Raw genomic sequence first — 24,208 nt, forward strand, 5'->3', positions numbered from 1 at the left:
CGTGAGCGGTCATGCCAGGCCTTTTGCCAGTGCATCGAGTTGGGTGGTATGGGTCAGGTCGATCTGCAGCGGCGTGATCGATACTTGCCCATGTTCAACGGCATGGAAGTCCGTGCCCGGACCGCCTTCCTTGGCGGCGCCGGCGGGGCCGATCCAGAAGATTTCACGGCCGCGGGGGTCGAGCGCGCGGATCACGGGCTCGGCCGAATGGCGCTTGCCCAGGCGCGTGGCCACCACGCCTTGCATTTGCTCGTAAGGAATAGCCGGGATGTTCACGTTCAGCAGATACGGTTTCTGCAGGGCGTCAAACTGGCGCTCGACGATTTCCCTCGCCACGCGGGCGGCCGCGTCCAGGTTGGCCCAGCCGAACTGCGACTGGGAAAAGGCGATGGCAGGAATGCCGAACAGAAAACCTTCCGTGGCGGCGGCCACGGTGCCCGAATACAGGGTGTCGTCGCCCATGTTGGGGCCGTTGTTGATGCCCGAGACCACTAGGTCGGGGCGCTCGATCAGCATGCCCGTCAGCGCCACGTGCACGCAGTCGGTGGGCGTGCCGTTGACAAAATAAAAGCCGTTGGCGGCCTTGTGCACGGACAGGGGCCGGTCCAGGGACAGCGAATTGGACGCGCCCGAACGGTTGCTGTCGGGCGCCACCACGACGATGTCGGCAATGGGGGCGAGCGCGTCGGCCAGGGCCGCCAGGCCAGGCGCCAGGTAGCCGTCGTCGTTACTGATAAGAATTCTCATAACGAGATTTTACCTGAAGCAATGCCAACACTGCGCGTACCGCACGCCGATAGACTGCATTATTTGTGCCGCCGCGCGGACATGGCGCGCCGCATCAGCGCTGCTCGATGCGCGCCTCGGACAAGGCCCCTTCCAGCGCCTGCACTTCATCCTCCTGCAAGGCCAGCAAGGCATTCAAATCGCCTTGCAATTTATACATCCTTTTCAGCTGCGCCATGCCGCGCCTGCGCAGCTTGCCCGGCACGCGCGGACGCAGCAGGCAAGACTTCAAATGTTCGGCCAGTTCGCCCGCCTGCGCATACTGTTCGCGCTCGATCATGCCTTGCAGCATAGAGATCATGCTGGCCAGGGTCTCCGGCTCGGCCCCTTCGTGCCCGTTGGCGCGGCCGGCCAGGATGGTTTCCTGCAAATGCCGCGCGCCGTCCAGCACGCTGTCCGCATGTCCCGTGACGGGCGCGTTCAAGAGCCGGTCACTGCCGCTGAGCACGGCGTCTTCCAGCAGGCGCGCCGCCGCGCTGTCGCCCTGCTGCTGCAAGGTGCCGGCCAGTTGCGTCTTGCTGTGCAAGGTATCGAGGTGGTCTTCGCCCAGCAGGCGCGCATGCACTTCCAGCACCTGCTCCTGCACGCTGCGCGCCGCATCGAGTTCACCGCGCCGCAGCAGCGCCTCGGCCAGCTTGCGCTGGCTCATCAGGGTTTCCGGATGATCGAGCCCGTGCGTGCGCTCGCGCGCCGCCACCTGGTCTTCGTGCAACTGGCGCGCGCCGGCCCAGTCGCCCTGCCCGGCGACGATGTCGGCCAGCAAATCGCGCGTGGCCAGGGTGGCCGCGTGGTCGCTGCCCAGGCGCCGCTCCTGCGCCTGCAGCACGGCAGCGAACAGGCGCCGCGCCCCTTCCAGGTCGCCTTCACGCCCCAGCGCCTGCGCCAGGGCCAGCTTGCTGCGCAAGGTATCGCCATGCTCGGCGCCAAACAGGCGCTCGCGCGCCGCCACCACCGTGGCCAGCACTTGCTGCGCCTGCGCCAGCCGGCCCATGCGCAGCAAGGTGGCGGCGCGGCCATCCATCGCTTCCAGGGTCAGCGGATGCTCGCCGCCCAGCTGGCGCGCATAGCTTGCCAGCACCGTGTCCTGCAGCAGCAGCGCCGCCGCCAGTTCGCCCTGCAGCAACAGGGTTTTCGCCAGGCAAGCCCGGGCGGCCAGGGTGTCGGGATGTTCGCTGCCCAGCACGCGTTCGCGCACGTCGAGCACGTCCTCTTCCAGGAAGCGGGCTTCCTCGAGCTTGCCCAGCTGGCGCAGCAGGCGCGCCATGCCGCTCTTGCACGCCAGGCTGTCGGGATGCTCCTCGCCCAGCAGGCGCACGCGGATCTCGACGCTTTGGCGGAAGGCATCGAGCGCCTGCCCGCTACGCCCATCCTTGCGGTACAGCTCGCCCAGGCGCGCCAGGTCGCGCGCCAGCGGCAGGGCCACGGCGCGGCCCGGTTCGGCCTGCAATGCCTGGCGCGCTTCGCTGATGGCGCCCAGCAAGGCGATTTCACGGCTCGATTGCCATGGAAAGTAACCGCCCGTCAGCCAGTGCAAAAAGGCTTCGAAGGTGCGCGTGAGGGAAAAGCGGTCGCCGCCCTGGTCTATGCGCACGGCCAATTGCTCGCCGTAGGCAAAGGTTTTCGTCTGCTGCAGCTGGACTTCGTCGAAATAACTGTCGAGGGCGATCTGCGGCAAGCCGTACGAGGTGCGCAGCAGGCGCTCGAACATAGGCTGGAAGCCGGCGATGCCCTTGTGCGCATCGCCGCGGCGCCACTCGGCGCGCTGCGCCCCGTCGCCCATTTCTATGCGCGAGGGCAAGGGGTACACGAGCAGCGGGCGCTGTTCGTCTTCATGGCTGCGGCGGTATTCGATGGCCCGCGTGACAAGCGCGTCGACGCCTTCCAGGCTTTGCCGGTTCGGCGTGAAGACCACCACCAGCTTTTTCGGCAGCAAGGTGGTGCAGATGCCGGCGCTGTCCGTGCGGCCCGTGCGCGAATCGACCAGCACGTAACGGAAATGCTGGGCCAGGGTATCGGCGAAGCAGCGGAACAGGGCCGGGCAACTGTCGAACAGCTGATCCCAGCGCATCTGCGCCAGGCGCTCACTGTAGCTGGCGTCGAAGCGCCCCGCGCGCATCAGGTACAGCGGACTGCCCTGGTCGACGCGCACCACGTATTGCTGCCAGTCGATGGCGTCGAGCACGCGCTGGGCCAGCGCCGCGTCCTCGCGCCCCCCATCTTCCCGGCCCCTGGCCTGCCCGCCGGCGCGCGCGCCCGCCGTTTCCAGGCTGATGCGCTCGAGCTGCTGGCGGCACGCCTCGAAGAACTCGAGCACGCCCGGTCGCTCCTCGTGCTGTTCGAAATAATGGTGCAGGCCCGGCGCTTCCATGTCCCAGTCCAGCATCAGCACGGGCACGCTGGCATTTTCGCGGCGCGCCAGCAGCACGGCAATGTTCGACAGGGCCATGGTGCGGCCGGTACCGCCCTTGTAGGAGTAGAAGGTGACGACTTCGCCAGGGGCGCTCAAAGGCGGCAGGGAGAGGCGTTGGCATTCCATGACAGGACCTTTTACGTGATTAACGTGGAAAGTGGGGAGGCGGAATGGCGCGCCATTCCGGCGGAATAGCGGGCAACACGAAACGGCTGCAATCGTGGCCGGGCGGTGTTGACCGCTTGAGCAAGTGGTAATGCGTGGCGATGCGCTGCACGATGCGTTCGATGTCGGGCAGGTATTGCGGATTCGATTTCAGGTCGCCGCTGGCCAGGGTATAGCCGGAAAAATCCACGTACAGCCCCGATTCCGTGATTTGCGGCGGCAAGCCGTCCGGATGGCGCGTCATGATGATGGGAATGATCAGGTGGCTGGGCAAGTCGTACCAGGCGCGCCGCTCCTGCTCGATCAGTTGCATGGCGGCAAATTCGCGCCGCGTGTAGCCGTGCGCTTCATATTTGGGCGTGTACAGCACGATCATGCACACGCTCTGGCACATGGCGCGCGCCACGCGCAAGTCGATATCGTCGCCGCCCCCCAGTTGCTCGCTGTCGATGAACAGGACTTCCTCGCGGTCCAGGTGCGGTTCCAGATAGCAAGCCAACGCCTCGATGAGGTCATTCTTGAACTTGTTCATGAACGCATATTGGCCGTGCGCGTAGCTCAAGAAACAGCCGTAGCGGATCTCCATGGCATCCCCCTGTTCCCCGTGCGGCCCTGCCATCGCCGCGCCTTGACCCTGCAAGGCATGAGCTCACTGTAGACCGCTCGGCAACAAGCCTGTTTGCGCTGGCGCAAAGATGTGTCTGGCGTCCTGGACATGTGGAAAAATGCCAGAAACTGGCGCGATCGCGCCGATTCCTGGCATGCCAGGCGCGCAAGCGGGCGCCGCGCGAACAACGCCATGTGATTGATAACAAAGGGAAATAAGGCGGCGCGCGGATGGCGCCGGCAGGCAGGACTTAAGCGAGGACTTAAGCGCCCTTGGCGGGCAGGTTGCGGAAGAACTCCACCACTTCGGCCGTGTCGCGCGTGCGCTTGAACGGCGGCAGGCTTTGCCAGATGCGCTTGCCGTACGGCTTGGAAATGAGGCGCGGATCGCAGATCATCAGCACGCCCCGGTCGCCCTCGTCACGGATCAGGCGGCCCGCGCCCTGCTTCAGGTTGATGATGGCTTCCGGCAGCGAGTGGTGCATGAAGCCGTTCTTGCCCTGCTTTTCCATCACTTCGATGCGCGCCGCCAGCACCGGATCGTCGGGCGGCGCGAACGGCAGCTTGTCGATGATCACGAGCGACAGCGCATCGCCGCGCACGTCGACGCCTTCCCAGAAACTCTGGCTGCCGATCAGCACGCCATTGCCGGCCGCGCGGAACTGGTCCAGCAATTCCGTGCGGCCCTTTTCTCCCTGCACGAACAGGGGGAAGTTCAGACCGCGCTGCTTGAATTCGTCGGCCAGGCGCTCGGCTGCGCGCTTGACGGCGCGCAAGGTGGTGCACAGGAAGAAAGTGCGCCCGCCCGCCGCCTCGATGATGGGCAAGGCGCAGTCGATGACGGCGTCCGTGTAGCCCAGCGAATTCGGTTGCGGCAGGTTTTGCGGCACGAACAGCAAGCCTTGCTCGCCATAATCGAACGGGCTCGGCCACGTGTGCGACGGTTCGCCCGTCAAGCCCATCTGTTCGGAAAAATGCTTGAAGTCGTTCTTCACGGCCAGGGTGGCGGACGTGAAAATCCAGCTGCGCGGCGTGCCTTCGCGCTGGTTATTGAAGATGGGCGCGATCGACAATGGCGTTTTATGCAATTGCAGGGAGCTGGAAAACGCTTCCACCCAGAACACGGCTTCCTCGCCGGCCGCCACTTTCGCCTTCGGATCGAACTTCCAGCCGCTCAGCTGCTGCGCCAGTTCGACGCCGCGCACGCGGCACTGCTCCAGCGTTTCCGCCCGTTCCGCCTGGGTTTCCAGCACGGCGACCATGCCGTCGAGCTCATCCTTGAGGGTGTCGAGCGCGGGGAAAAAGTCGCTCGAGGGGGCGATCTGCGGCAAGGACAGGCGCACGATATCCTGCGGGAAGGTCAGGCGCAGGTCGCGCGCCGCCTTTTCCACCACCGTGACGGTCTTGGCCCAGTCGATGCCGCGCGCATGCGCGAGGCCCTCGGCCAGCACGTCGCGGCACAGTTCCAGGATTTGCGACGTCGACACCGTATTGCCAAAGAACAAAGTGGCCGTGTCGGGCAGCTGGTGCGCCTCATCGAAGATGATGGTGTTGGCCGATGGCAGCAATTCCGCCACGCCCGTATCCTTCAGGGCCACGTCAGCAAAGAACAAGTGGTGGTTGACCACCACCACGTCGGCCTGCTGGGCTTCCTTGCGGGCCTTCATGACGAAGCAATCCTGGTAATACTGGCACTCGGCGCCCATGCAGGTGTCGCGCGTGGACGTCACCAGGTTCCAGATCATGGCGTTTTCCGGCACCTTGGTCAGCTCGGCCTTGTCGCCCGAGCTGGTCATCTTGATGAAGCGCGAAATTTCGCGCAGGTGGCCCACGTCGTCGCGCGACGTCATGCGCCCGTTCTGCAGGGTGCGTTCCAGGTGATAGTGGCAGACATAGTTCGAGCGCCCCTTCAGCAAGGCGACGGAAACGGGCGCCTGCAGCGCGGCGCGCACGGTGGGGATATCGCGCAGGAATAGCTGATCCTGCAAGTTTTTGGTACCGGTGGACACAATGGTCTTGCCGCCCCACATCAGGGCCGGCACCAGGTAGGCGAAGGTCTTGCCGGTGCCCGTGCCCGCCTCGGCGATCAGGGTCGTCTGGCTGTCGATGGCGCTGGCGATGGCTTTCGCCATTTCCGTTTGCGAACGGCGCGGCTTGTAGCTGCCCACAGCCGGACCGAGCGGGCCGCCGGCGCCAAACAGGCGCTCGATGTCGGCATCGTGCTTGCCAGGCGGCGCCTGGAGCTCGGCGGGCAGACTGGCTGGCAGATCGGCAGGCTGGCCATCTGGGCTTGCGGGCAATAAATTGTGATCGGTCAAAATATACTTAGGTGAAGGCTGGACTGGACGCTACTGGCGCCCCTCAGGCGGGAACGTCGGGCACCAACTGCATTTTCAGCAAGGTGATGTGATCCTTCAATTGCAATTTGCGTTTTTTCAGGCGGCGCAGTTGCAGCTCGTCATGGTGGCCATCGAGTATCAGCAACTCGATGACGGCATCGAGGTCGCGGTGTTCCACGTTGAGTTCAATCAGGCGCCGCTCTATTTGCTGTGCATCGCTCATGTGTTGCGTTCCAGGCAGTGTTGGTAACGGTGTTGGGAAACCGGCGCGCGCAGCGTACGCAGGCAGCCAGTGGGCGTAGTTTAACCTGCCGCGCGGCTTAGGGCACGCCCTTTCCGGCCTGCCCCCTGCGCGGCGGTGTTATTTGGCCGGCGGCACAGGTACAGCAACGGCCGGCGTGCTGGCAGCGGCCGCCGCCTTCGCAACTTTGGCCTGCGCTTCGGCCTGGCGCTCGGCCAGGCGTTGCGCCACCCGTTTCTGGCGCGCCACAGCGTCAGCCTGCTTGCGGGCATAGGCTGCTTCGCGGGCGGCGCGGCGCGGCGCATCGGCAGCGTCGGCGGCAGCCTGTTTCGCCACCTTCGCCGCGTGCTCAGCCTCGCGTTCGGCCACGCTCTTGCCTTCCGGCTTGGGCGGCGCCGGCTCGGGCGCGACCACTTTCACGGGCTTAGGCAAGGCCGCGGCACGCTGTTCGGCGTCCAGGCGCGCACTTTCCTGCGTCCGGGCCAGGTCGATATCGCGCAGGCGCACAGACTCGGCGCGCTTGAAGTAATTCGCTTCCGCTTCGACGGCGCGCAGGCGCACGAGGATCAGGCGGCGCTTTTCCTTGGCCTTGTCCAGGCAATTATTCACGAAAAACTTGTCGTAGCACTCCAGTTCGCGCGCGGCAAACTCGTCTTCCGCCGCCGCGCGCTCGCTGGCGACCAGCTTCAGCTTGGCGTCCGCCTCGTCCACCGACAAGGTGGCGGGCACCTGCGGCGCGCCGACCTCATCCAACGCCGCGGCACCCTGGTGCGCGCAGGCGGACAACGCCAGGACCAGGCCCAGCGCCGCACCCAGCTTGTATAGTGTATTTGCCATCATGTTCCTTATCCCTGCCTCAAACGATCGCGTCGGCCGCGCCGCGCTGTTCTTTTTCCATGTATTCGCGCGATTGCATCTCGATGATACGCGAAACGGTGCGGTGAAACTCGTTGGCCAGCATGCCGTTCGTGTACAGCCCATCAGGCGCCACTTCGGCCGACATGATCAGCTTGACCTTCTGGTCATAAAACACGTCGATCAGCCAGGTAAAGCGGCGCGCTTCGGACGACTGTGCCGCCGACATGGCCGGTATGCCGGACAATATCACCGTATGGAAGCGGCTGGCGATTTCCAGGTAATCATTTTGCGAGCGGGGACCGCCGCACAGGGTGGCGAAATCGAACCAGATGATGCCGCCGGCGCGGCGCAGGCAATGGATTTCGCGGCTTTCGATGCGGATGCGCGCGTCTTCGTCTGCCGTCTCGGCGATGCGCGTGTAAGCGTCGCGCAAAGCCTTGTCGGTCTCCGCGCCCAGCGGCGTGTAGTAACTTTCCACCTGCTCCAGCGCGCGGCCGCGGTAATCGACACCCGCGTCGACGTTCATCACGTCGAGCTTGTCCTTGAGCAGCGCGATGGTCGGCAGCATGCGGTCGCGGTGCAGGCCGTCCGGATACAGCAGGTCCGGGTCGTAATTCGAGGTCATGATGAAGGACACGCCGTTGGCGAACAGGGCCGACAGCAGGTTGTACAGGATCATCGCGTCGGCGATGTCGGAGACGTGGAATTCATCGAAACAGATCAAACGGTATTTCTTGGCGATGCGCTTGGCCACCTCGTCGAGCGGGTCGGCCACGCCTTTCAATTCATCGAGCTGCTGGTGCACGCCGCGCATGAATTCGTGGAAGTGCAGGCGCGTCTTGCGCACCAGGGGCACGACCGAGTAGAAACTGTCCATCAGGAACGATTTGCCGCGCCCCACCCCACCCCACATGTACACGCCTTTCGGCACGGCAGGACGGTTCAGCAGGCGCTTGAAGGTGCTCGAACGCTGGCCCTTGTAGGCCACCCACTCGTCATAGCACAGCTGCAGGCGGTCGACCGCGCGCCGCTGGGCGGCATCGGCCTTGAAATCACGCTTCTGCAGCGCGTGCTGGTAAAACTCTTCTACGTTCATGGGATTCGCTTTAACGCACAGGGGCGCCGGCGGAAAAAATCCGCGAGCGCCCCCGTAGGACTAACTACAATTAAAAGTTCAACGTGCGCTTGTCAACCGCCAGTGCCGCTTCCTTGGTCGCTTCCGACAGGGATGGGTGAGCGTGGCAAATGCGCGCGATGTCTTCGGCCGAAGCCTTGAATTCCATCGCCACGACGGCTTCGGAAATCAATTCGGACGCCATCGGGCCGACGATGTGCACACCGAGGATTTCATCGGTGGTCGCATCGGCCAGGAATTTCACCATGCCCGAAGTGTCGCCCAGCGCACGCGCACGGCCGTTGGCCATGAACGGGAAGGTACCGGCCTTGTAGGCGATGCCTTCGGCCTTCAGGGTTTGCTCGGTCTTGCCGACCCACGCGATTTCCGGCGAGGTGTAGATCACCCAAGGAATCGTGTTGAAGTTGGTGTGACCGTGCTGGCCGGCGATACGCTCGGCCACGGCAACGCCTTCTTCTTCCGCCTTGTGCGCCAGCATCGGGCCGCGCACGACGTCGCCCACTGCCCACACGTTCGGCAGGTTGGTCTTGCAGTCGCCGTCGACGGCGATGAAGCCGCGCTCGTCCAGCTGCAGGCCGACCTTGTCGGCACCCAGGCCATTCGTGTTCGGCGTACGGCCGATCGAGATGATCAGTTTGTCGAACACGGCTTTTTGCGCTTCGCCCTTGGCGTCCACGAATTCCACGGTGACGTCTTTCTTGCCTGGCGTGATCGCGCCGATCTTGCAACCGAGGTTAATCTTCAAGCCTTGCTTGGTGAACAGCTTCGACGCTTCCTTGGCGATCTGCTCGTCCACGGCGCCCAGGAAGACCGGCAGGCCTTCCAGCACGGTGACGTCGGAACCCAGGCGGCGCCAGACGCTGCCCATTTCCAGGCCGATCACGCCGGCACCGATGACGCCCAGCTTGGCTGGTACGGCGTCGATGGCCAGTGCGCCCGTGTTCGACAAGATCAGTTTCTCGTCGAAGGGTGCTCCCGGCAGTTCGCGCGCGTTCGAACCCGTGGCGATGACCACGTGCTTGGCCGTCAGGGTTTCGTTGGCTTCGCCCGTCACACTGATGTCATACGTGCCAGCGGCGGCGGCAGCGAAAGCGGCGCGGCCATGGAAGAAGGCGATCTTGTTCTTCTTGAACAGGTACAGGATGCCGTCGTTGTTTTGCTTGACGACGGTGTCTTTGCGCTTGAGCATCTGGCCCAGGTTCAGCTTCAGGCCGGCGACGTCGATGCCGTGCTCGGCGAAGCTGTGGCCCGCGTGTTCGAAATGCTCGGACGATTGCAGCAGCGCTTTCGACGGGATGCAGCCGACGTTGGTGCAGGTACCGCCAGGCGCGGCGCCGCCCTTGGCGTTCGACCACTCGTCGACGCAAGCGACGGAAAAGCCCAGCTGCGCTGCGCGGATGGCGGCGATGTAGCCGCCAGGGCCCGCACCGATGACAACTACGTCAAATTGTTTAGTACTCATGTTTTGTTATTCCAATCTCTTCGTCTGGTACGAAAATCCACAATAGAAGGTAAATCACCACGCCGAAGCCGAAGGTCAATGTAAACAGGACGAAGACGAGGCGCCAGATCCACGCTTCCATGCCGGAAGCGCGACCAAGGCCGCCGCAGACGCCGCCGAGCCAGCGGTCGTTGCGCGACCGGCGCAGGCGGTTGAATTCCTGCACCAGGTCGTTCGCGGGGCCGGAAGCGGCGCCGGAAGCGTTGTCCGGCTTGTCCAGGTTGATATTGCTCAGGAGCTTGGCTTTCGCTTGCGCGAATTCCGCGTCGCTCAGGGCACCTGCCAGGTGCAACTCGTGCAGACGCTTGATTTCTTCAGAGACGTTCATGGGAATCCTCTTTCATTGAGATCAGCCAGCTGCGTCTTCTGGCAAGGGGTATCAGCTACATTGCCCCGGCGGCTACGCCGGGGGACTACAGTGCTTACAGGTCCAGCAGCAGGCGTGCAGGATCTTCCAGCGCTTCTTTCATCGCCACCAGGCCCAGGACGGCTTCGCGGCCGTCGATGATGCGGTGGTCGTAGGACATGGCCAGGTAGTTCATCGGACGTACCACGATCTGGCCGTTTTCGACAACCGCGCGGTCCTTGGTCGCATGCACGCCCAGGATGGCCGATTGCGGCGGGTTGATGATCGGGGTCGACAGCATGGAGCCGAAGGTGCCGCCGTTCGAGATCGAGAACGTGCCGCCCGTCAGGTCGTCCAGGGTCAGCTTGCCTTCCTTGGCTTTCGCGCCGAATTCACCGATTTTTTTCTCGATGTCGGCGATCGACAGCTGGTCCGCGTTGCGGATGATAGGCACGACCAGGCCGCGTGGCGAACCGACGGCGATACCGATGTCGAAGTAGCCGTGGTAGACGATGTCGTTGCCGTCAACGGAAGCATTGATGATCGGGTATTTTTTCAGGGCGGCGACGGCGGCCTTGACGAAGAAGGACATGAAGCCCAGCTTGACGCCGTGCTCTTTCTCGAACTTGTCCTTGTACTTGTTGCGCAGGTCGATGACCGGCTGCATGTTCACTTCATTGAACGTGGTCAGGATGGCGTTCGTCGATTGCGATTGCAGCAGGCGCTCGGCGATACGTGCGCGCAGGCGGCTCATCGGCACGCGCTCTTCTGGGCGGTCGCCCAGGCTGGCGGCCGACGGCGTGGCAACTTGCTGCAGCGCTGGCTTGGCAGCGGCTGGCGCCAGCGGCGCAACAGCTGGCTTGGCGGAAGCGGCCAGGGCGTCGCCCTTGGTCACGCGGCCGTCTTTGCCCGAACCGGCGACGTCGCCAGCGGACAGGCCTTTTTCGGACAGGATCTTGGCGGCGGCAGGCATGGCGACATCGCCTTTGGTCGCAGCGGCTGGCGCGGACGCGGTAGCGGCGTCTTGCGCGGCGGCAGCCAGGGCTGGTGCAGGCACGGCCGACACTTCCATCGGGCTGACCTTGGCCGAGCCGTCGGTGTCGATGATGGCGATGACTTCGCCGGCGACAACGGTAGCGCCGTCAGCCTTGATAATTTGAACGATCACGCCAGCGGCTGGCGCCGGCAGTTCCAGCACCACTTTATCGGTTTCGATATCGATCATGTTTTCGTCGCGCGCAACTGCTTCGCCGACTTTCTTGTGCCATGCCAGCAGGGTCGCTTCTGCAACCGATTCCGACAACTGGGGAACTTTGACTTCGATTTGTGCCATGTAAAACTCCGTTTATTTTGTTATTGCGGCGCCGCCCCTGCGTAGCAAGGGCGGCGCTCCGTCACGATGTATGCGAACAGGCGCCATGCATACGCACGGCCCCGTCATCCTGCCACTTACTTGGTCAGGATAAAACCCTTCAGCTTCGAGAATGCCGTTTCCAGCAGATCTTTTTGCTGGGCGTAGTGCTTGTCATAGTAACCGACAGCAGGCGACGCCGAAGCAGGACGGCCGGCGTAAGCCAGACGTTGACCCGATTCCAGGCCTTCGAAGATGTTGTGCTGGATCTGGAACCAGGCGCCCTGGTTTTGCGGCTCGTCCTGCGCCCAGACGACTTCGACCAGGTTCGGGAACTTCTTCAGTTCAGCAGCGAACGACTTGTGCGGGAACGGATACAGCTGTTCCAGGCGCACGATGGCCGTGTCGGTCTGGCCGCGGGTCTTGCGTGCGTTGACCAGGTCGTAGTAGACCTTGCCCGAGCAGGCGACCACGCGCTTGACTTTCTTGGCGTCGATTTTGTCGTCGACTTCGCCGATGACGGTCTGGAAACCGCCCTTGGCCAGGTCGGTCAGCGGCGAACCGGCATCCTTGTTGCGCAACAGCGACTTCGGCGTCAGGATGACCAGCGGCTTGCGGAACTGGCGCACCATCTGGCGGCGCAGCAAATGGAAGATCTGCGAAGCCGTCGTCGGCTGCACCACTTGCATGTTGTTGTCTGCGCACAGCTGCAGGAAACGTTCCGGACGCGCGGACGAGTGCTCAGGACCCTGGCCTTCGTAACCGTGCGGCAGCATCATGACCAGGCCGGAAGCGCGGCCCCACTTCACTTCGCCGGAGCTGATGAATTGGTCGATGACCACTTGCGCGCCGTTGGCGAAGTCGCCGAACTGGGCTTCCCAGATCGTCAGGGTGTTCGGTTCAGCGGTCGAGTAGCCGTATTCGAAGGCCAGTACGGCTTCTTCGGACAGCACCGAGTCGATGACGGTGAACGGCGCCTGATTGTCCGACACGTTTTGCAGCGGAATGTAGGTACCTGCATCCCAACGCTCGCGGTTTTGGTCATGCAAGACGGCGTGGCGGTGCACGAAAGTGCCCCGGCCGGCGTCCTGGCCCGTCAGGCGGATGGCGTAGCCGGACGATACCAGCGAAGCGTAGGCCAGGTGTTCGCCCATGCCCCAGTCCAGGTTCATTTCGCCACGGCCCATGGTGCCGCGGTCGCCCAGTACTTTTTCAACCAGCGAGTGGACCTTGAAGTCTTCCGGCACGGTGGTGATGCGGGTGGCCAGGCGTTTCAGTTCCGTCATCGGCACGGCGGTGTCGGCCGAATCGGTCCATTTCTTGTTCAGGAACGGCAGCCAGTCGACGGCGTACTTGTTCTTGAAGTTCGAGATGACCGGATCGACGGTATGCTTGCCGGCGTCCATGGCGTCGCGGAAAGCGGCCACCATCTTGTCGCCGCCATCGGCAGGAATCACGCCTTGCGCTACCAGCTTGTCCGCGTACAGCTTGCGGGTGCCTGGATGCTGGCCGATCTTCTTGTACATCAGTGGCTGCGTCAGTGCCGGCGTATCTTGCTCGTTGTGGCCAAGCTTGCGGTAGCAGATGATGTCGAGGACGATGTCCTTCTTGAATTCCATGCGGTAGTCGAGCGCGATCTGCGTCGCCAGCACCACGGCTTCCGGATCATCGGCATTGATGTGCAGGACCGGTGCTTCGATCATCTTGACGACGTCCGAGCAGTACAGGGTCGAGCGGGCATCGCGCGGATCCGAGGTGGTGAAACCGATCTGGTTGTTGATCACGATATGCACCGTGCCGCCGGTATGGTAGCCACGGGTTTGCGCCAGATTCAGCGTTTCCATGACCACGCCCTGGCCGGCGAAAGCGGCATCGCCGTGCACCAGGATAGGCAGCACTTGCGCGCCCTGCGCGTCGCCGCGGCGGTCCATGCGCGCCTTGACGGAACCTTCGACCACAGGGTTGACGATTTCCAGGTGCGACGGGTTGAACGCCAGCGACAGGTGAACCGGGCCGCCTGCGGTGGAGATGTCCGACGAGAAGCCTTGATGGTATTTCACGTCGCCGGCAGGCAGGTCGTCGCCATGCTTGCCTTCGAATTCTTCGAACAGTTCCTGCGGCGCCTTGCCCAGGGTGTTCACCAGCACGTTCAGGCGGCCGCGGTGGGCCATGCCGATCACGATTTCCTGCACGCCTTTTTCGCCGGCGCGCTGGATGGTTTCATCCATCGAGGCGATGAAGGTTTCGCCGCCTTCCAGGGAGAAGCGCTTCTGGCCCACGTAGCGGGTGTGCAGATAGCGTTCCAGGCCTTCAGCCGCGGTCAGGCGGTCGAGGATGTGGATTTTTTTCTCTGGGGTGAAATTCGGGGTGGAGCGGATCGCTTCCAGTTTCTCTTGCAGCCAGCGCTTTTCGGCCGGGTCGGAGATGTACATGAATTCGGCGCCGATCGAGCGCGTGTAGGTATCGCGCAGATAGTTCAGCAGATCGCGCAGGGTGGCGGTCTCGGGGCCAAAATAGGTATTGCTGATGTTGAACACGGTGTCCATGTCCGCATCGGTGAAACCGTAGAAGCTCGGCTCGAGCTCAGGGATCATCGGACGTTCCTGGCGTTGCAGCGGATCCAGGTTGGCCCAGTGCGAACCGAGGTAGCGGTAAGCGGCGATCAGCTGCGTGGCGGCGACGCGCTTGCGGCCCATTTCAGCATCGAAGGAAGCGGTCACTGTGCGGATCGGACCAGCTTTTGCGCGCTCGGCGAACGAGGCGACGACGGAGGCATGCGCCACGTCAGGCTTGTTGGTGCCATCGACGGCAGGCACGTGCTGCATCGCGTCGAAGTAGGAACGCCAGTTATCGGGTACCGAGCCTGGGTTGTTCAGATACGCCTCGTACAGGTCTTCCACGTACGGAGCATTCCCACCGAACAGGTAGGAGTTGGTCGTTAATTGCTGCATATATTGCTCACCTTTCTTCGCGCTTCGCGAGGAATTAGCGGGTTAATCTAACCTTCCGCGACACGGCCTGACCGGTTAGCGGATTGCACATCAAGTTGTGGGGAAGGGCTTTTTTATTGCACCAGCATTCTGCATACCGTCATTTAGAATAGCACGCGGTATTGTAACGCAACAACCGCTAGTTGAATTTTATTTGGCAAGCAAATGTAAGCTGTGTTGTTGATTTTCCCGGGCTTGCAAGCCTGTCACTGTTGTGCTTACAGCACATCGGCAGCCCCGCCGGCGTGCCGCTTGCGCCCAACTGGTCTGCCCGGCAACGGCGCCGCCGCGATGGCCGCCAGCCAATCGGGATCGCCGGCAAACCACTCCACCAGGAAGTCGAGCATGGTGCGCAGCAAGGGCGACATGTGCTGTCTCGAGGTGTAGATGCCGTAGATGCCCATGTCCTGCGGCTGATACGCGGGCAGGAGCTCCACCAGCTGCCCGCTGGCGATCAGCGGCGCGGCCGAATAGCGCGGCTGCATGGCGATGCCCGCCCCCGCCACCGTGGCCACCAGCAGGACCAGCGACTCATTCGCCGACAGGCGGCCGCTGACGGGGACAGTGAGCGCTTCCCCGTCGTGCGTGAACTGCCACAGGCTCTTGCCGAAATACGTGTACGTCAGGCAGTTATGCAAGGCCAGGTCTTCCGCCCGGCGCGGCGTGCCGTGCGCCGCCAGGTACGATGGTGCGGCGCACACCACCGAAGCGCAGCTGGCCAGCTGGCGCGTAATCAGGTTCGGCTCGAGCGCGTTCGTGATGCGGATCGCCAGGTCGATGCGCTGCTCCACCAGATTGACGGCGCGGTTCTCCATCTGCAGGTCGACGGCGGCGCGCGGGTAGCGCCGCAGGTAAGCGGTCACTGCGCCGGCCAGCGCCGTCTGCGCCAGCGATTGCGAGCAGGTGATGCGCAGCAAGCCGTGCGGCGTGTCGAGGCCCTCGGGCGAGGTGACGGCCATGGCGCCGGCCACTTCCAGCATCTGCCGGCAGCGCGCCAGGGTGGCCTCGCCCGCATCCGTCAGGCTCAAACGGCGCGTGGTGCGATGCAGCAAGCGCGCCCCCGCCCACTGCTCCATCTCGGCCAGGTAGCGCGTCACCATGGCGCGCGACATGTCGAGCGCGTCGCTGGCGGCCACCATGCTGCCACGCTCGGCGATGGCGACAAATACTTGTGCGGCGGTGATGCGGTCCATGCGGGTACTCCCTTGATTCATCCGATTCATGCAACTAAGTATTGCAATCTACCCTATTTCCCGTGTCTGGTCGAAAGGATAATATGCAAGAGAGTATCTAATATTGAAAGAATAATATGCTTGCACGCGCCGCCCTCCCCTTTCACCCCTCCCGCACGCTGGAGACCTTCCAACTGGATGTGCTGGGCCGCGCACCGTCCACCTCGCTGCTGCTGAGCGGCGTGGCGGACGCCATCCTCGTCAATACCCAGTTCCTGCGCGACGATGCGGCGCAGTTAGCGCACACCATCGCCGCCAGCGGCAAGCGCCTGACCACCATCTATATCAGCGCGGCCGAACCGCAAGCCTATTTCGGCCTGGGCGTGCTGCAGCAAGCTTTTCCGCAAGCCCATATCCTCGCCAGCGGCGCCACGGTCGAGGCGATACGCCGCCAGGCCGGCGCCAGGGTCGCCCACTGGGGCGGCATCCTCAAGCACAATGCGCCACACCGCATCGTCCTGCCGCAACCCTATGACGGCGACAGCCTGCAGCTGGAGGGCCGGCAGGTCGCCCTGCGCCAGCTGGAAGCGGCCTTGAACTGAGGCTGGACCAGCGCTCTTACAAGGCGGCCAGGAAGCGTTCATACTCTTGCGCGCTGCGCGCCAGCCGCCCGGCATAACCCGTTTCCTTCGGCCCGTCTTCCGCACCATAGAAGGCAAAGAAGCGGCGGTTGTCGGCGCCGATATACGCCAGGGTGACATCGAACGGCGCCAGCAGCTGCGCCAGGGTGACGTTCCACTTGCCTTCCGGCGTGAAGTCTTCCTGGCGGATGCCTGCCGTGACGGCCAGCGCCACCTTGCGGCCCTTGAAGGCGTCGCCGCCCGTGCCGTAGGCCCAGCCATACGCCAGCACGTCATCGAGCCACCGCTTCAGCAAGGGCGGACAGTTAAACCAGTACACGGGGAACTGCAAGACCACATTGGCGTGCGCCTCCACCAGCGCCTGCTCCCGCGCCACATCGATATTTCCATCCGGATAAGCCCAGTGCACGTCGTGGAGGGTGTAGCGCTCGGGATGCTGCGCCAGCTCCTGCAGCCAGCGCTTGTTGGCGACCGAGGTGTCGATCGAGGGATGGAAGACGATAACGAGGGTTTTCTTCATGCTGCTTTCCTGAATATGGGATGAATGCACCGGACCCGCATGCACAGAAAAGCAGGCAAACCGGTACCCTGCCCCAAGGCGCGCAGCACATGGCCGCGCGCCTGCAGGGGCAAAAACAGCATAACCATAGCGAGTACTTTTCACAACTACGCACATTGACTACCTATACAGCATAAAAGGTAAGTTACTTGACTCCAGAAATCCCCTTTACCAGGCGTACTTGGATCAGGCAGGCTGGTGCCGTTCACCCCACTCGCACAAAGTATGCAGCACGGGGATCAGCGAGGCGCCCTTGCTTGAGAGGGAATATTCCACCTTGGGCGGTACATGCGGATATTCCTTGCGCACGATCAGCGCATCGGCTTCGAGTTCCTTCAGGACGACGCTGAGGGTCTTGAAGGCGATGCCGCCGAGATGCCGCTTGAGTTCGTTATGCCGCAGCACCGTGTTTTCCGCCAGCGCGTACAGGATCAGCATCTTGTACTTGCCGCCGATCAGCGACAAGGTATAGCCAAATGCCGTATCGCCCAAGGCCACGCCGCTGGGGGCGCATGTTTCGTCATTCATCGCGTTATGTTTTCTGTTGAAGCCAGGCCTGAGCATACCAGCCCGGCTTGCGGCCGGCGGTGCGGACAGGCATAAAAAAAGCGAGCCGCGAGGCTCGCTTTTGTGCGCCGGGCCACAAGGCCCGGCAGGAACAATACGCGGCAACTTAAGCGCGCTTGTCCAGTGGCAATACTTCGCGCGTGGTCGAACCGACGAACAGCTGGCGCGGACGGCCGATTTTCTGTTCCGGGTCGGCGATCATTTCGTTCCACTGGGCGATCCAGCCGATCGTACGGGCCATGGCGAAGATACCGGTGAACAGCGATACCGGGATGCCCAGTGCGGATTGCACGATGCCCGAGTAGAAGTCGACGTTCGGGTACAGTTTGCGCGAAACGAAGTATTCGTCGTTCAGTGCAATCTTTTCCAGTTCCATCGCCAGCTTGAACAGTGGGTCGTCTTGCAGACCCAGTTCTTGCAGCACTTCGTAGCAGGTTTCACGCATCAGTTTGGCGCGTGGATCGAAGTTCTTGTACACGCGGTGGCCAAAGCCCATCAGCTTGACGCCGGAGTTCTTGTCCTTGACTTGCGCGATGAAGGCAGGGATGTTCTCGACGGTGCCGATTTCTTTCAGCATGTTCAGCGCCGCTTCGTTGGCGCCGCCGTGGGCAGGGCCCCACAGGCAGGCGATACCGGCAGCGATACAGGCGAACGGGTTGGCGCCCGACGAACCGGCCAGACGGACGGTCGAAGTCGATGCATTTTGCTCGTGGTCCGCGTGCAGGATCAAGATGCGGTCCAGAGCGCGCACCAGCACGTCGTTGACCTTGTACTCTTCGCACGGGTTGGCGAACATCATGTGCATGAAGTTGGCGCTGTACGACAGGTCGTTGCGTGGGTATACGAACGGCTGGCCGACCGAGTACTTGTAGGTCATGGCGACCAGGGTCGGCATCTTGGCGATCAGGCGGATGGCCGACACTTCGCGGTGACGCGGGTCGTTGATGTCCAGCGAGTCATGGTAGAACGATGCCAGCGCGCCGACGGTGCCCACCAGGACCGACATCGGATGCGCGTCGCGGCGGAAGCCACGGAAGAAGAATTGCATCTGTTCGTGCACCATCGTGTGCTTGGTGACGGTGTCGACGAACTTGGCTTTTTGCGCCGCGTTCGGCAGTTCGCCGTTCAGCAGCAGGTAGCACGATTCCATGAAGTCGGCGTTGACGGCCAACTGTTCGATCGGGTAACCACGGTACAGCAGCTCGCCCTTGTCGCCGTCGATGTAGGTGATCGACGAGTTGCAGGCGGCCGTCGACATAAAGCCTGGGTCGTAGGTGAACTTGCCGCTACCGGCGTACAGTTTGCGGATGTCGATGACGTCCGGGCCAACCGTGCCTTTGTAGATTGGAAATTCAAGCGATGGGCTGCCATCGGAGAACGACAGGGTAGCTTTTGTGTCAGAGATATTCATGGGCTCTTCCTTCTCGGGAGTGAGTCGAAATTAAAATCAAAAATTCTGGCTGCAATTCGCACCGCAATTCGGCAGTGCTACAGCGCGCCACTCGCACCGTTTGCAATATATCGCCCAGGCGTCTAGGCAATGCGCAGTCGTTGCAGCAGTGCGCGCACATGCGGCAGATCGACTTCGCCTTCCGGCTCTTTACGGGCCAGTACCAGATCCATTAACGCATTGTCCGATAAATCCAGCAAACGCGTCAGCGCGTCAACTTCTTCATCGGTCAATTCGGTTTCATACGCATCGAGAAAACGGGTCAGGATAATGTCGTTTTCCAGCAGGCCACGGCGTGAACGCCAGCGCAGGCGGGCGCGGTTGGCCGGGTCGGCCTGATGCGAGGACAAAATTGATTCTGTCATTTGGTTTACCACTTTACGTGTGCCTTGCGGCACGGTGCTGCTTTGCAGGCGCCGCCTGCAGGCAAGAGAGGATACCCTCTTCCCGCAAACGGCGCCCGGCGGACGCGATCAGGAGGATCAGATCGCGCGGCGGACCATCAATTCCTTGATCTTGCCGATCGCCTTGTTCGGGTTCAACCCTTTCGGGCAGACGTCGACGCAGTTCATGATCGAATGGCAGCGGAACAGGCGGTACGGGTCTTCCAGGTTGTCCAGACGCGCGCCGGTGGCTTCGTCGCGCGAATCGGCGATGAAGCGGTAGGCTTGCAGCAGGCCGGCCGGGCCGACGAATTTGTCCGGATTCCACCAGAACGACGGGCACGACGTGGAGCAGCATGCGCACAGGATGCACTCGTACAGGCCATCGAGTTCTTCGCGCTGTTCCGGCGACTGCAGGCGCTCTTTTTCAGGCGGGATCGAATCGTTGATCAGGAAAGGCTTGATCGAATCGTACTGCTTGAAAAATTGCGTCATGTCGACGATCAGGTCGCGGATGACTGGCAGACCTGGCAACGGACGCAGCACGATAGGCTCCGACAGTTCGTTCAGGTTGGTCGTGCATGCCAGGCCGTTCTTGCCGTTGATGTTCATCGCGTCCGAACCGCACACGCCTTCGCGGCACGAGCGGCGCAGGGCCAGCGAGTCATCGACGTCCGCCTTGATGCGCTGCAGCGCGTCGAGCAGCATCTTGTCGGTGTCTTTCAGTTCGACCGTCAGGTCTTGCATGTACGGCTTGGCATCCTGGTCAGGATCGTAGCGGTAGATTTTGAATTTGAGAGTGCGTGCCATGGTATAGCCTTAGAAAGTACGTGGTTTCGGTTTGAAGGTATCAACCGTCAGCGGCTTGGTCACGACTGGCTTGTATTCCAGTCGGTTGCCTTCCGAATACCACAGAGTGTGCTTCATCCAGTTGTCGTCGTCACGTTGCGGATGGTCGTCCTGGGCGTGGGCGCCGCGCGATTCCTTGCGGGCAGCTGCCGAAACGATGGTCGCTTTCGCCGTTTCGATCAGGTTGTCCAGCTCCAGCGCTTCCACGCGGGCCGTGTTGAAGACCATCGATTTATCCTTGAAGGAGACGTGCTTGCGGCGCTCGTCGAGCTTCATGATTTCTTCGACGCCCTTGTTCAGCATCTCGTCGGTACGGAACACGCCACAGTACTTCTGCATCGTTGCGCGGATGTCGTTCGCCACGCCCTGCACGGTTTCCGTGCCGGTCGAGTTTTCCAGGCGCGCCAGGCGGCCCATGGCAAAATCGGCTGCATCGGCTGGCAAAGGCTTGTTTTCCTTGGCTTTCAGACCGCTGTTGACGATGTGGTTGCCGGCCGCGCGGCCGAAGACCACCAGGTCGAGCAGCGAGTTCGTGCCCAGGCGGTTGGCGCCGTGCACCGAGACGCAGGCGCATTCGCCGATCGCGTACAGGCCGTTGACAACCTTGGCCGAATTATCCGGGCCGGTCGGGGTGACGACCTGGCCGTGGATGTTCGTCGGGATGCCGCCCATCTGGTAGTGAATCGTCGGCACGACAGGAATCGGTTCCTTGGTGGCGTCGACGTTGGCGAACTTGTGGCCGATTTCCAGGATCGACGGCAGGCGCTTGGCGATGGTGTCGGCGCCGATATGGCGCAGGTCCAGCATCACGTGGTCCTTGTTCGGACCGCAGCCGCGGCCTTCCTTGATTTCCTGGTCCATCGAACGCGAGACGAAGTCGCGCGGCGCCAGATCCTTCAGGGTCGGCGCATAGCGCTCCATGAAGCGTTCGCCTTCGCTATTGATCAGGATGCCGCCTTCGCCGCGCACGCCTTCGGTGATCAATACGCCCGCGCCGGCCACACCGGTCGGGTGGAACTGCCAGAATTCCATGTCTTGCAGCGGCAGGCCGGCGCGTGCCGCCATGCCCATGCCGTCACCCGTGTTAATGAAGGCGTTGGTCGACGCGGCGAAGATGCGGCCTGCGCCGCCCGTTGCCATGACCGTCGTTTTTGCTTCCAGGATCATGCATTCGCCGGTTTCCATTTCCAGCGCGACAACACCGATCACGTCGCCTTCGGCGTCACGGATCAGGTCGAGCGCCATCCATTCGACGAAGAAGTGCGTACGGGCGCGCACGTTGCGCTGGTACAGGGTGTGCAACAGGGCGTGACCGGTACGGTCGGCTGCCGCGCAAGCGCGCTGCACCGGCTTTTCGCCGAAGTGGGCCGTGTGGCCGCCGAATGGACGCTGGTAGATGGTGCCGTCAGGGTTGCGGTCGAATGGCATGCCGAAGTGTTCCAGCTCGTACACGACTTTCGGTGCTTCGCGGCACATGAATTCGATGGCATCCTGGTCGCCCAGATAGTCGCCACCCTTGACGGTGTCGAACATGTGCCAGAACCAGTTGTCTTCGGCCATGTTGCCGAGCGACGCGCCGATACCGCCCTGCGCCGCAACGGTGTGCGAGCGGGTCGGGAAAACTTTCGACAGAACTGCGACGTTCAGACCAGCTTCAGCCAGCTGCAACGACGCGCGCATGCCGGAACCGCCGGCGCCAACGATTACCGCATCAAAGCGGCGGGTAGGGATTGCAGATTTATATGCTGCCACGATTACACACTCCAGAGTATCTGTACCGTCCAGCCGGCACAAGCGATCAACCACAGCATGGTGGCAATTTGCAGGGTCAGACGGAGGCCAGCGCTTTTCACGTAGTCCATCCAGATGTCGCGTACGCCGACCCATGCGTGGTAGAACAGGGCGACGAAGGTCACCAGGCTGAACAATTTAAACCACTGCTGTGCGAACAGACCAGCCCAGCCTTCATAGCTGAAGTTGCTGCCGGTCAGGAAAGAAATAAGCAGGATGGCAACATAGGCCACCATGACGATGGCGGTAACGCGTTGCGCCAGCCAGTCGCGCAAGCCGTAATGGGCACCGACGACGAGGCGTTTCGGTCCGATATTATTGTCTGCCATGTTTAAAATACTCCAAACAGTTTCAAAGCGACCAAAGCCGTCAGCACCAGGCTCACGACCAGCACGGAGGACGCGGTCTTGCGTGCCGAATCTTTTTCGATTGCAACGTGCACGTCCATGAACAGGTGGCGGATGCCGGCGCAGAAGTGGTGCAGGAAGGCCCAGACCAGACCCAGGGTGATCAGCTTGACGAACCAGTGCGAGGCGATGCCCTGGAAGTAGGCATACGACATTTCGGAACGCAGGCTCAGTTCCAGCATGTACAGGATGCACGGCAGCAAGGCGAAAATGATGAAACCGCTGATGCGATGCAGGATCGAGACGATGGCGCCGACAGCCATGCGGTAGTTCGACAATTCGGTAACATGAATGTTACGGAATTGCGGCCGTTCTTTTTTTGGTACTTCTCTTACGGCTTCAGACATAACAAAAACCTCCCCTTTGAATTTCAACTAAATATTGAAGCCGCGATTTTCGCCGATTTTCGCAACCCATACCAATATCTATTGTTACATATAACCAAAATGGTTTTTTACTACAAAATACCGCGCTACTTTCCGTAGTTCACGTAATTTAATTACAGAATCGCCGGCAAAACACGGCCCGCCGGGGCGGGCCATGCTGTCGCTGCGCTTTCCGTTGTCTCCGTTGCCCGCCTTGCGGCAGGCATCTTGCAAGCGATGCACTTCAGCCTTGCTGCTTGTTCGGACGCCCGCGGGCGCCCCGCCGCTTCAGCTGAGTTCATTCTGATAATGATGACGACTGGTCAGGTACAAGCCCCGGCGCAGTTCGACCGGCTTGTCGCCGTAGGTAAACGACACGCGCTCGGAACTGAGCAAGGGCGTGCCGAGGTCGATATTTAACAATTGCGCGGCGCCCGCGTCGGCGCACACGGCGCGGATCTGTTCGGACGCGCGGATCATGCGCGTGCCGAATTCCGTCTCGAACAGGCCGTACATGGGACCCTTGTATTCCACCAGGCGCTCGGCCGTCAGGCCCTTGAAGATCAGGCCGGGCAGCCACAATTCCTCGACGATGGTCGGCACGCCGTCGAAATACTGCACGCGCTTGATGAAGATGACGGCGTCGCCGGACTTCAGGTCCATCAGGCGCGCCACGTCGGCCGGCGCGCGCACGCGCTTGACCTCAATAAACTTGCTTTCGGGATAGTGCGGCACGCCTTCGTCCGGCACCAGGCGCAGGAAGCGGAAATGCGCGCGCGCCTCATGGTGGGTGGAAACAAAAGTGCCCTTGCCCTGGCGGCGCATGACGAGATTCTCGGCGGCCAGCTCATCGATGGCCTTGCGCACCGTGCCCTGGCTGACCTTGAAACGGCCCGCCAGCTCGACTTCGCTGGGAATCAGTTCGCCCGGCTTCCATTCGCCCGATTGCAGGCTTTGCGTGATGAGCGCCTTGATCTGCTGGTACAGGGGACTGAAGGTGGGCGAGGCATTCGCGGCAGGCGCTGGCACGGCCGTGGCGGCAGTGGTATTGACGCTGGCAACAGGGGCGGCGGCGATGCTGGCCGCTGCGGCAACAGGCGTGGCCGGGGTGCCCGCGGTCGGACTGACCGCCCCGCTTGCAGCAGTGGCATTGTTGGTCAGATTGGACGAGGCGGAATTCATAGTCCGACATTTCAACACAAATCACTGCCCGCGTCCAGTAAAACACACGCAGTTATCTGTCTTATATAAGACATAAGATATGATTGACAGATAGAGATCGGAGGCCTAAACTGC

The 24,208-nt window shown here is 62.2% G+C and carries 22 protein-coding genes; 1 reads left to right on the top strand and 21 read right to left on the bottom strand.

Translation table 11 applies throughout. From position 1 onward, the window contains the following. Positions 1-9: 9 nt before the first annotated feature. The 12 genes from surE to O0881_RS08830 form a co-directional block, all read right to left on the bottom strand. The gene (gene surE, locus O0881_RS08775; RefSeq protein ID WP_289910939.1) at positions 10-747 is read right to left on the bottom strand and encodes a 5'/3'-nucleotidase SurE; all 738 of its coding nucleotides are present in this window, start codon (positions 745-747) and stop codon (positions 10-12) included. A gap of 94 nt (positions 748-841) precedes the next feature. Next, positions 842-3,322, bottom strand: coding sequence for a tetratricopeptide repeat protein (locus O0881_RS08780; RefSeq protein WP_289910941.1), 2,481 nt, complete (start codon positions 3,320-3,322; stop codon positions 842-844). 19 nt (positions 3,323-3,341) lie between these two features. Further along, on the bottom strand, positions 3,342-3,947 hold the full coding sequence (locus O0881_RS08785) for a toll/interleukin-1 receptor domain-containing protein (RefSeq protein WP_035820738.1): 606 nt from the start codon (positions 3,945-3,947) through the stop codon (positions 3,342-3,344). Positions 3,948-4,230: 283 nt separating this feature from the next. After that, positions 4,231-6,234 (bottom strand): ATP-dependent DNA helicase, encoded by a 2,004-nt coding sequence (locus tag O0881_RS08790; protein WP_289911479.1) that lies wholly within the window; start codon positions 6,232-6,234, stop codon positions 4,231-4,233. A gap of 94 nt (positions 6,235-6,328) precedes the next feature. After that, complete coding sequence (locus O0881_RS08795) at positions 6,329-6,529, bottom strand: DUF465 domain-containing protein (protein ID WP_034752051.1); 201 nt, start codon at positions 6,527-6,529, stop codon at positions 6,329-6,331. A 138-nt stretch (positions 6,530-6,667) separates the two neighbouring features. Then, a complete protein-coding gene (locus O0881_RS08800) occupies positions 6,668-7,387 on the bottom strand; it encodes a hypothetical protein (protein WP_289910942.1) in 720 nt (239 codons plus the stop codon). A 16-nt stretch (positions 7,388-7,403) separates the two neighbouring features. Beyond that, positions 7,404-8,501 (bottom strand): cell division protein ZapE, encoded by a 1,098-nt coding sequence (gene zapE, locus O0881_RS08805; RefSeq protein WP_289910943.1) that lies wholly within the window; start codon positions 8,499-8,501, stop codon positions 7,404-7,406. Between the two features lie 70 nt (positions 8,502-8,571). Beyond that, a complete protein-coding gene (gene lpdA / locus O0881_RS08810; protein ID WP_034752057.1) occupies positions 8,572-10,002 on the bottom strand; it encodes a dihydrolipoyl dehydrogenase in 1,431 nt (476 codons plus the stop codon). After that, the gene (locus O0881_RS08815; protein WP_077407361.1) at positions 9,992-10,369 is read right to left on the bottom strand and encodes a PspC domain-containing protein; all 378 of its coding nucleotides are present in this window, start codon (positions 10,367-10,369) and stop codon (positions 9,992-9,994) included. The genes lpdA and O0881_RS08815 overlap by 11 nt, the downstream gene beginning before the upstream one ends. A 94-nt stretch (positions 10,370-10,463) precedes the next feature. Next, on the bottom strand, positions 10,464-11,720 hold the full coding sequence (gene odhB, locus O0881_RS08820) for a 2-oxoglutarate dehydrogenase complex dihydrolipoyllysine-residue succinyltransferase (RefSeq protein ID WP_230542174.1): 1,257 nt from the start codon (positions 11,718-11,720) through the stop codon (positions 10,464-10,466). 116 nt (positions 11,721-11,836) lie between these two features. Further along, positions 11,837-14,689, bottom strand: a complete 2,853-nt coding sequence (locus tag O0881_RS08825; RefSeq protein WP_034789088.1) for a 2-oxoglutarate dehydrogenase E1 component — start codon at positions 14,687-14,689, stop codon at positions 11,837-11,839. A gap of 257 nt (positions 14,690-14,946) precedes the next feature. Beyond that, positions 14,947-15,921, bottom strand: a complete 975-nt coding sequence (locus O0881_RS08830) for a LysR family transcriptional regulator (RefSeq protein WP_289910945.1) — start codon at positions 15,919-15,921, stop codon at positions 14,947-14,949. 116 nt (positions 15,922-16,037) lie between these two features. Between O0881_RS08830 and O0881_RS08835 the strand changes: the two genes are divergently transcribed. Further along, positions 16,038-16,502, top strand: a complete 465-nt coding sequence (locus O0881_RS08835; RefSeq protein ID WP_289910946.1) for a hypothetical protein — start codon at positions 16,038-16,040, stop codon at positions 16,500-16,502. 16 nt (positions 16,503-16,518) lie between these two features. Here the strand turns inward: O0881_RS08835 and O0881_RS08840 are convergent, their stop codons facing one another. The 9 genes from O0881_RS08840 to O0881_RS08880 all read right to left on the bottom strand — a co-directional run bounded on the left by O0881_RS08840 (position 16,519) and on the right by O0881_RS08880 (position 24,094). Then, positions 16,519-17,061 carry an NAD(P)H-dependent oxidoreductase gene (locus O0881_RS08840; RefSeq protein ID WP_289910947.1) on the bottom strand — a complete coding sequence of 181 codons (543 nt, stop codon included), beginning with the start codon at positions 17,059-17,061 and terminating at the stop codon, positions 16,519-16,521. Between the two features lie 225 nt (positions 17,062-17,286). Then, the gene (locus tag O0881_RS08845) at positions 17,287-17,628 is read right to left on the bottom strand and encodes a helix-turn-helix domain-containing protein (protein ID WP_289910948.1); all 342 of its coding nucleotides are present in this window, start codon (positions 17,626-17,628) and stop codon (positions 17,287-17,289) included. 145 nt (positions 17,629-17,773) lie between these two features. Next, positions 17,774-19,078, bottom strand: coding sequence for a citrate synthase (gene gltA, locus O0881_RS08850; protein ID WP_099667070.1), 1,305 nt, complete (start codon positions 19,076-19,078; stop codon positions 17,774-17,776). Positions 19,079-19,200: 122 nt separating this feature from the next. Continuing rightward, positions 19,201-19,482, bottom strand: coding sequence for a succinate dehydrogenase assembly factor 2 (locus O0881_RS08855; RefSeq protein ID WP_034752073.1), 282 nt, complete (start codon positions 19,480-19,482; stop codon positions 19,201-19,203). Positions 19,483-19,599: 117 nt separating this feature from the next. Further along, entirely contained in the window at positions 19,600-20,310 is a 711-nt protein-coding gene (locus O0881_RS08860) for a succinate dehydrogenase iron-sulfur subunit (protein ID WP_034752075.1), read from the bottom strand. 9 nt (positions 20,311-20,319) lie between these two features. Further along, the gene (sdhA, locus tag O0881_RS08865) at positions 20,320-22,101 is read right to left on the bottom strand and encodes a succinate dehydrogenase flavoprotein subunit (protein WP_099667069.1); all 1,782 of its coding nucleotides are present in this window, start codon (positions 22,099-22,101) and stop codon (positions 20,320-20,322) included. 2 nt (positions 22,102-22,103) lie between these two features. Beyond that, entirely contained in the window at positions 22,104-22,469 is a 366-nt protein-coding gene (gene sdhD, locus O0881_RS08870) for a succinate dehydrogenase, hydrophobic membrane anchor protein (RefSeq protein ID WP_034752078.1), read from the bottom strand. Positions 22,470-22,471: 2 nt separating this feature from the next. Further along, positions 22,472-22,894 (bottom strand): succinate dehydrogenase, cytochrome b556 subunit, encoded by a 423-nt coding sequence (sdhC, locus tag O0881_RS08875; RefSeq protein WP_034752080.1) that lies wholly within the window; start codon positions 22,892-22,894, stop codon positions 22,472-22,474. Positions 22,895-23,200: 306 nt separating this feature from the next. After that, on the bottom strand, positions 23,201-24,094 hold the full coding sequence (locus O0881_RS08880) for a GntR family transcriptional regulator (protein ID WP_289910949.1): 894 nt from the start codon (positions 24,092-24,094) through the stop codon (positions 23,201-23,203). Positions 24,095-24,208: the final 114 nt, after the last annotated feature.

Origin of the sequence: Janthinobacterium sp. SUN100 (assembly GCF_030397705.1) — a bacterium.
Taxonomy (GTDB): Bacteria; Pseudomonadota; Gammaproteobacteria; order Burkholderiales; family Burkholderiaceae_D; genus Janthinobacterium; species Janthinobacterium kumbetense.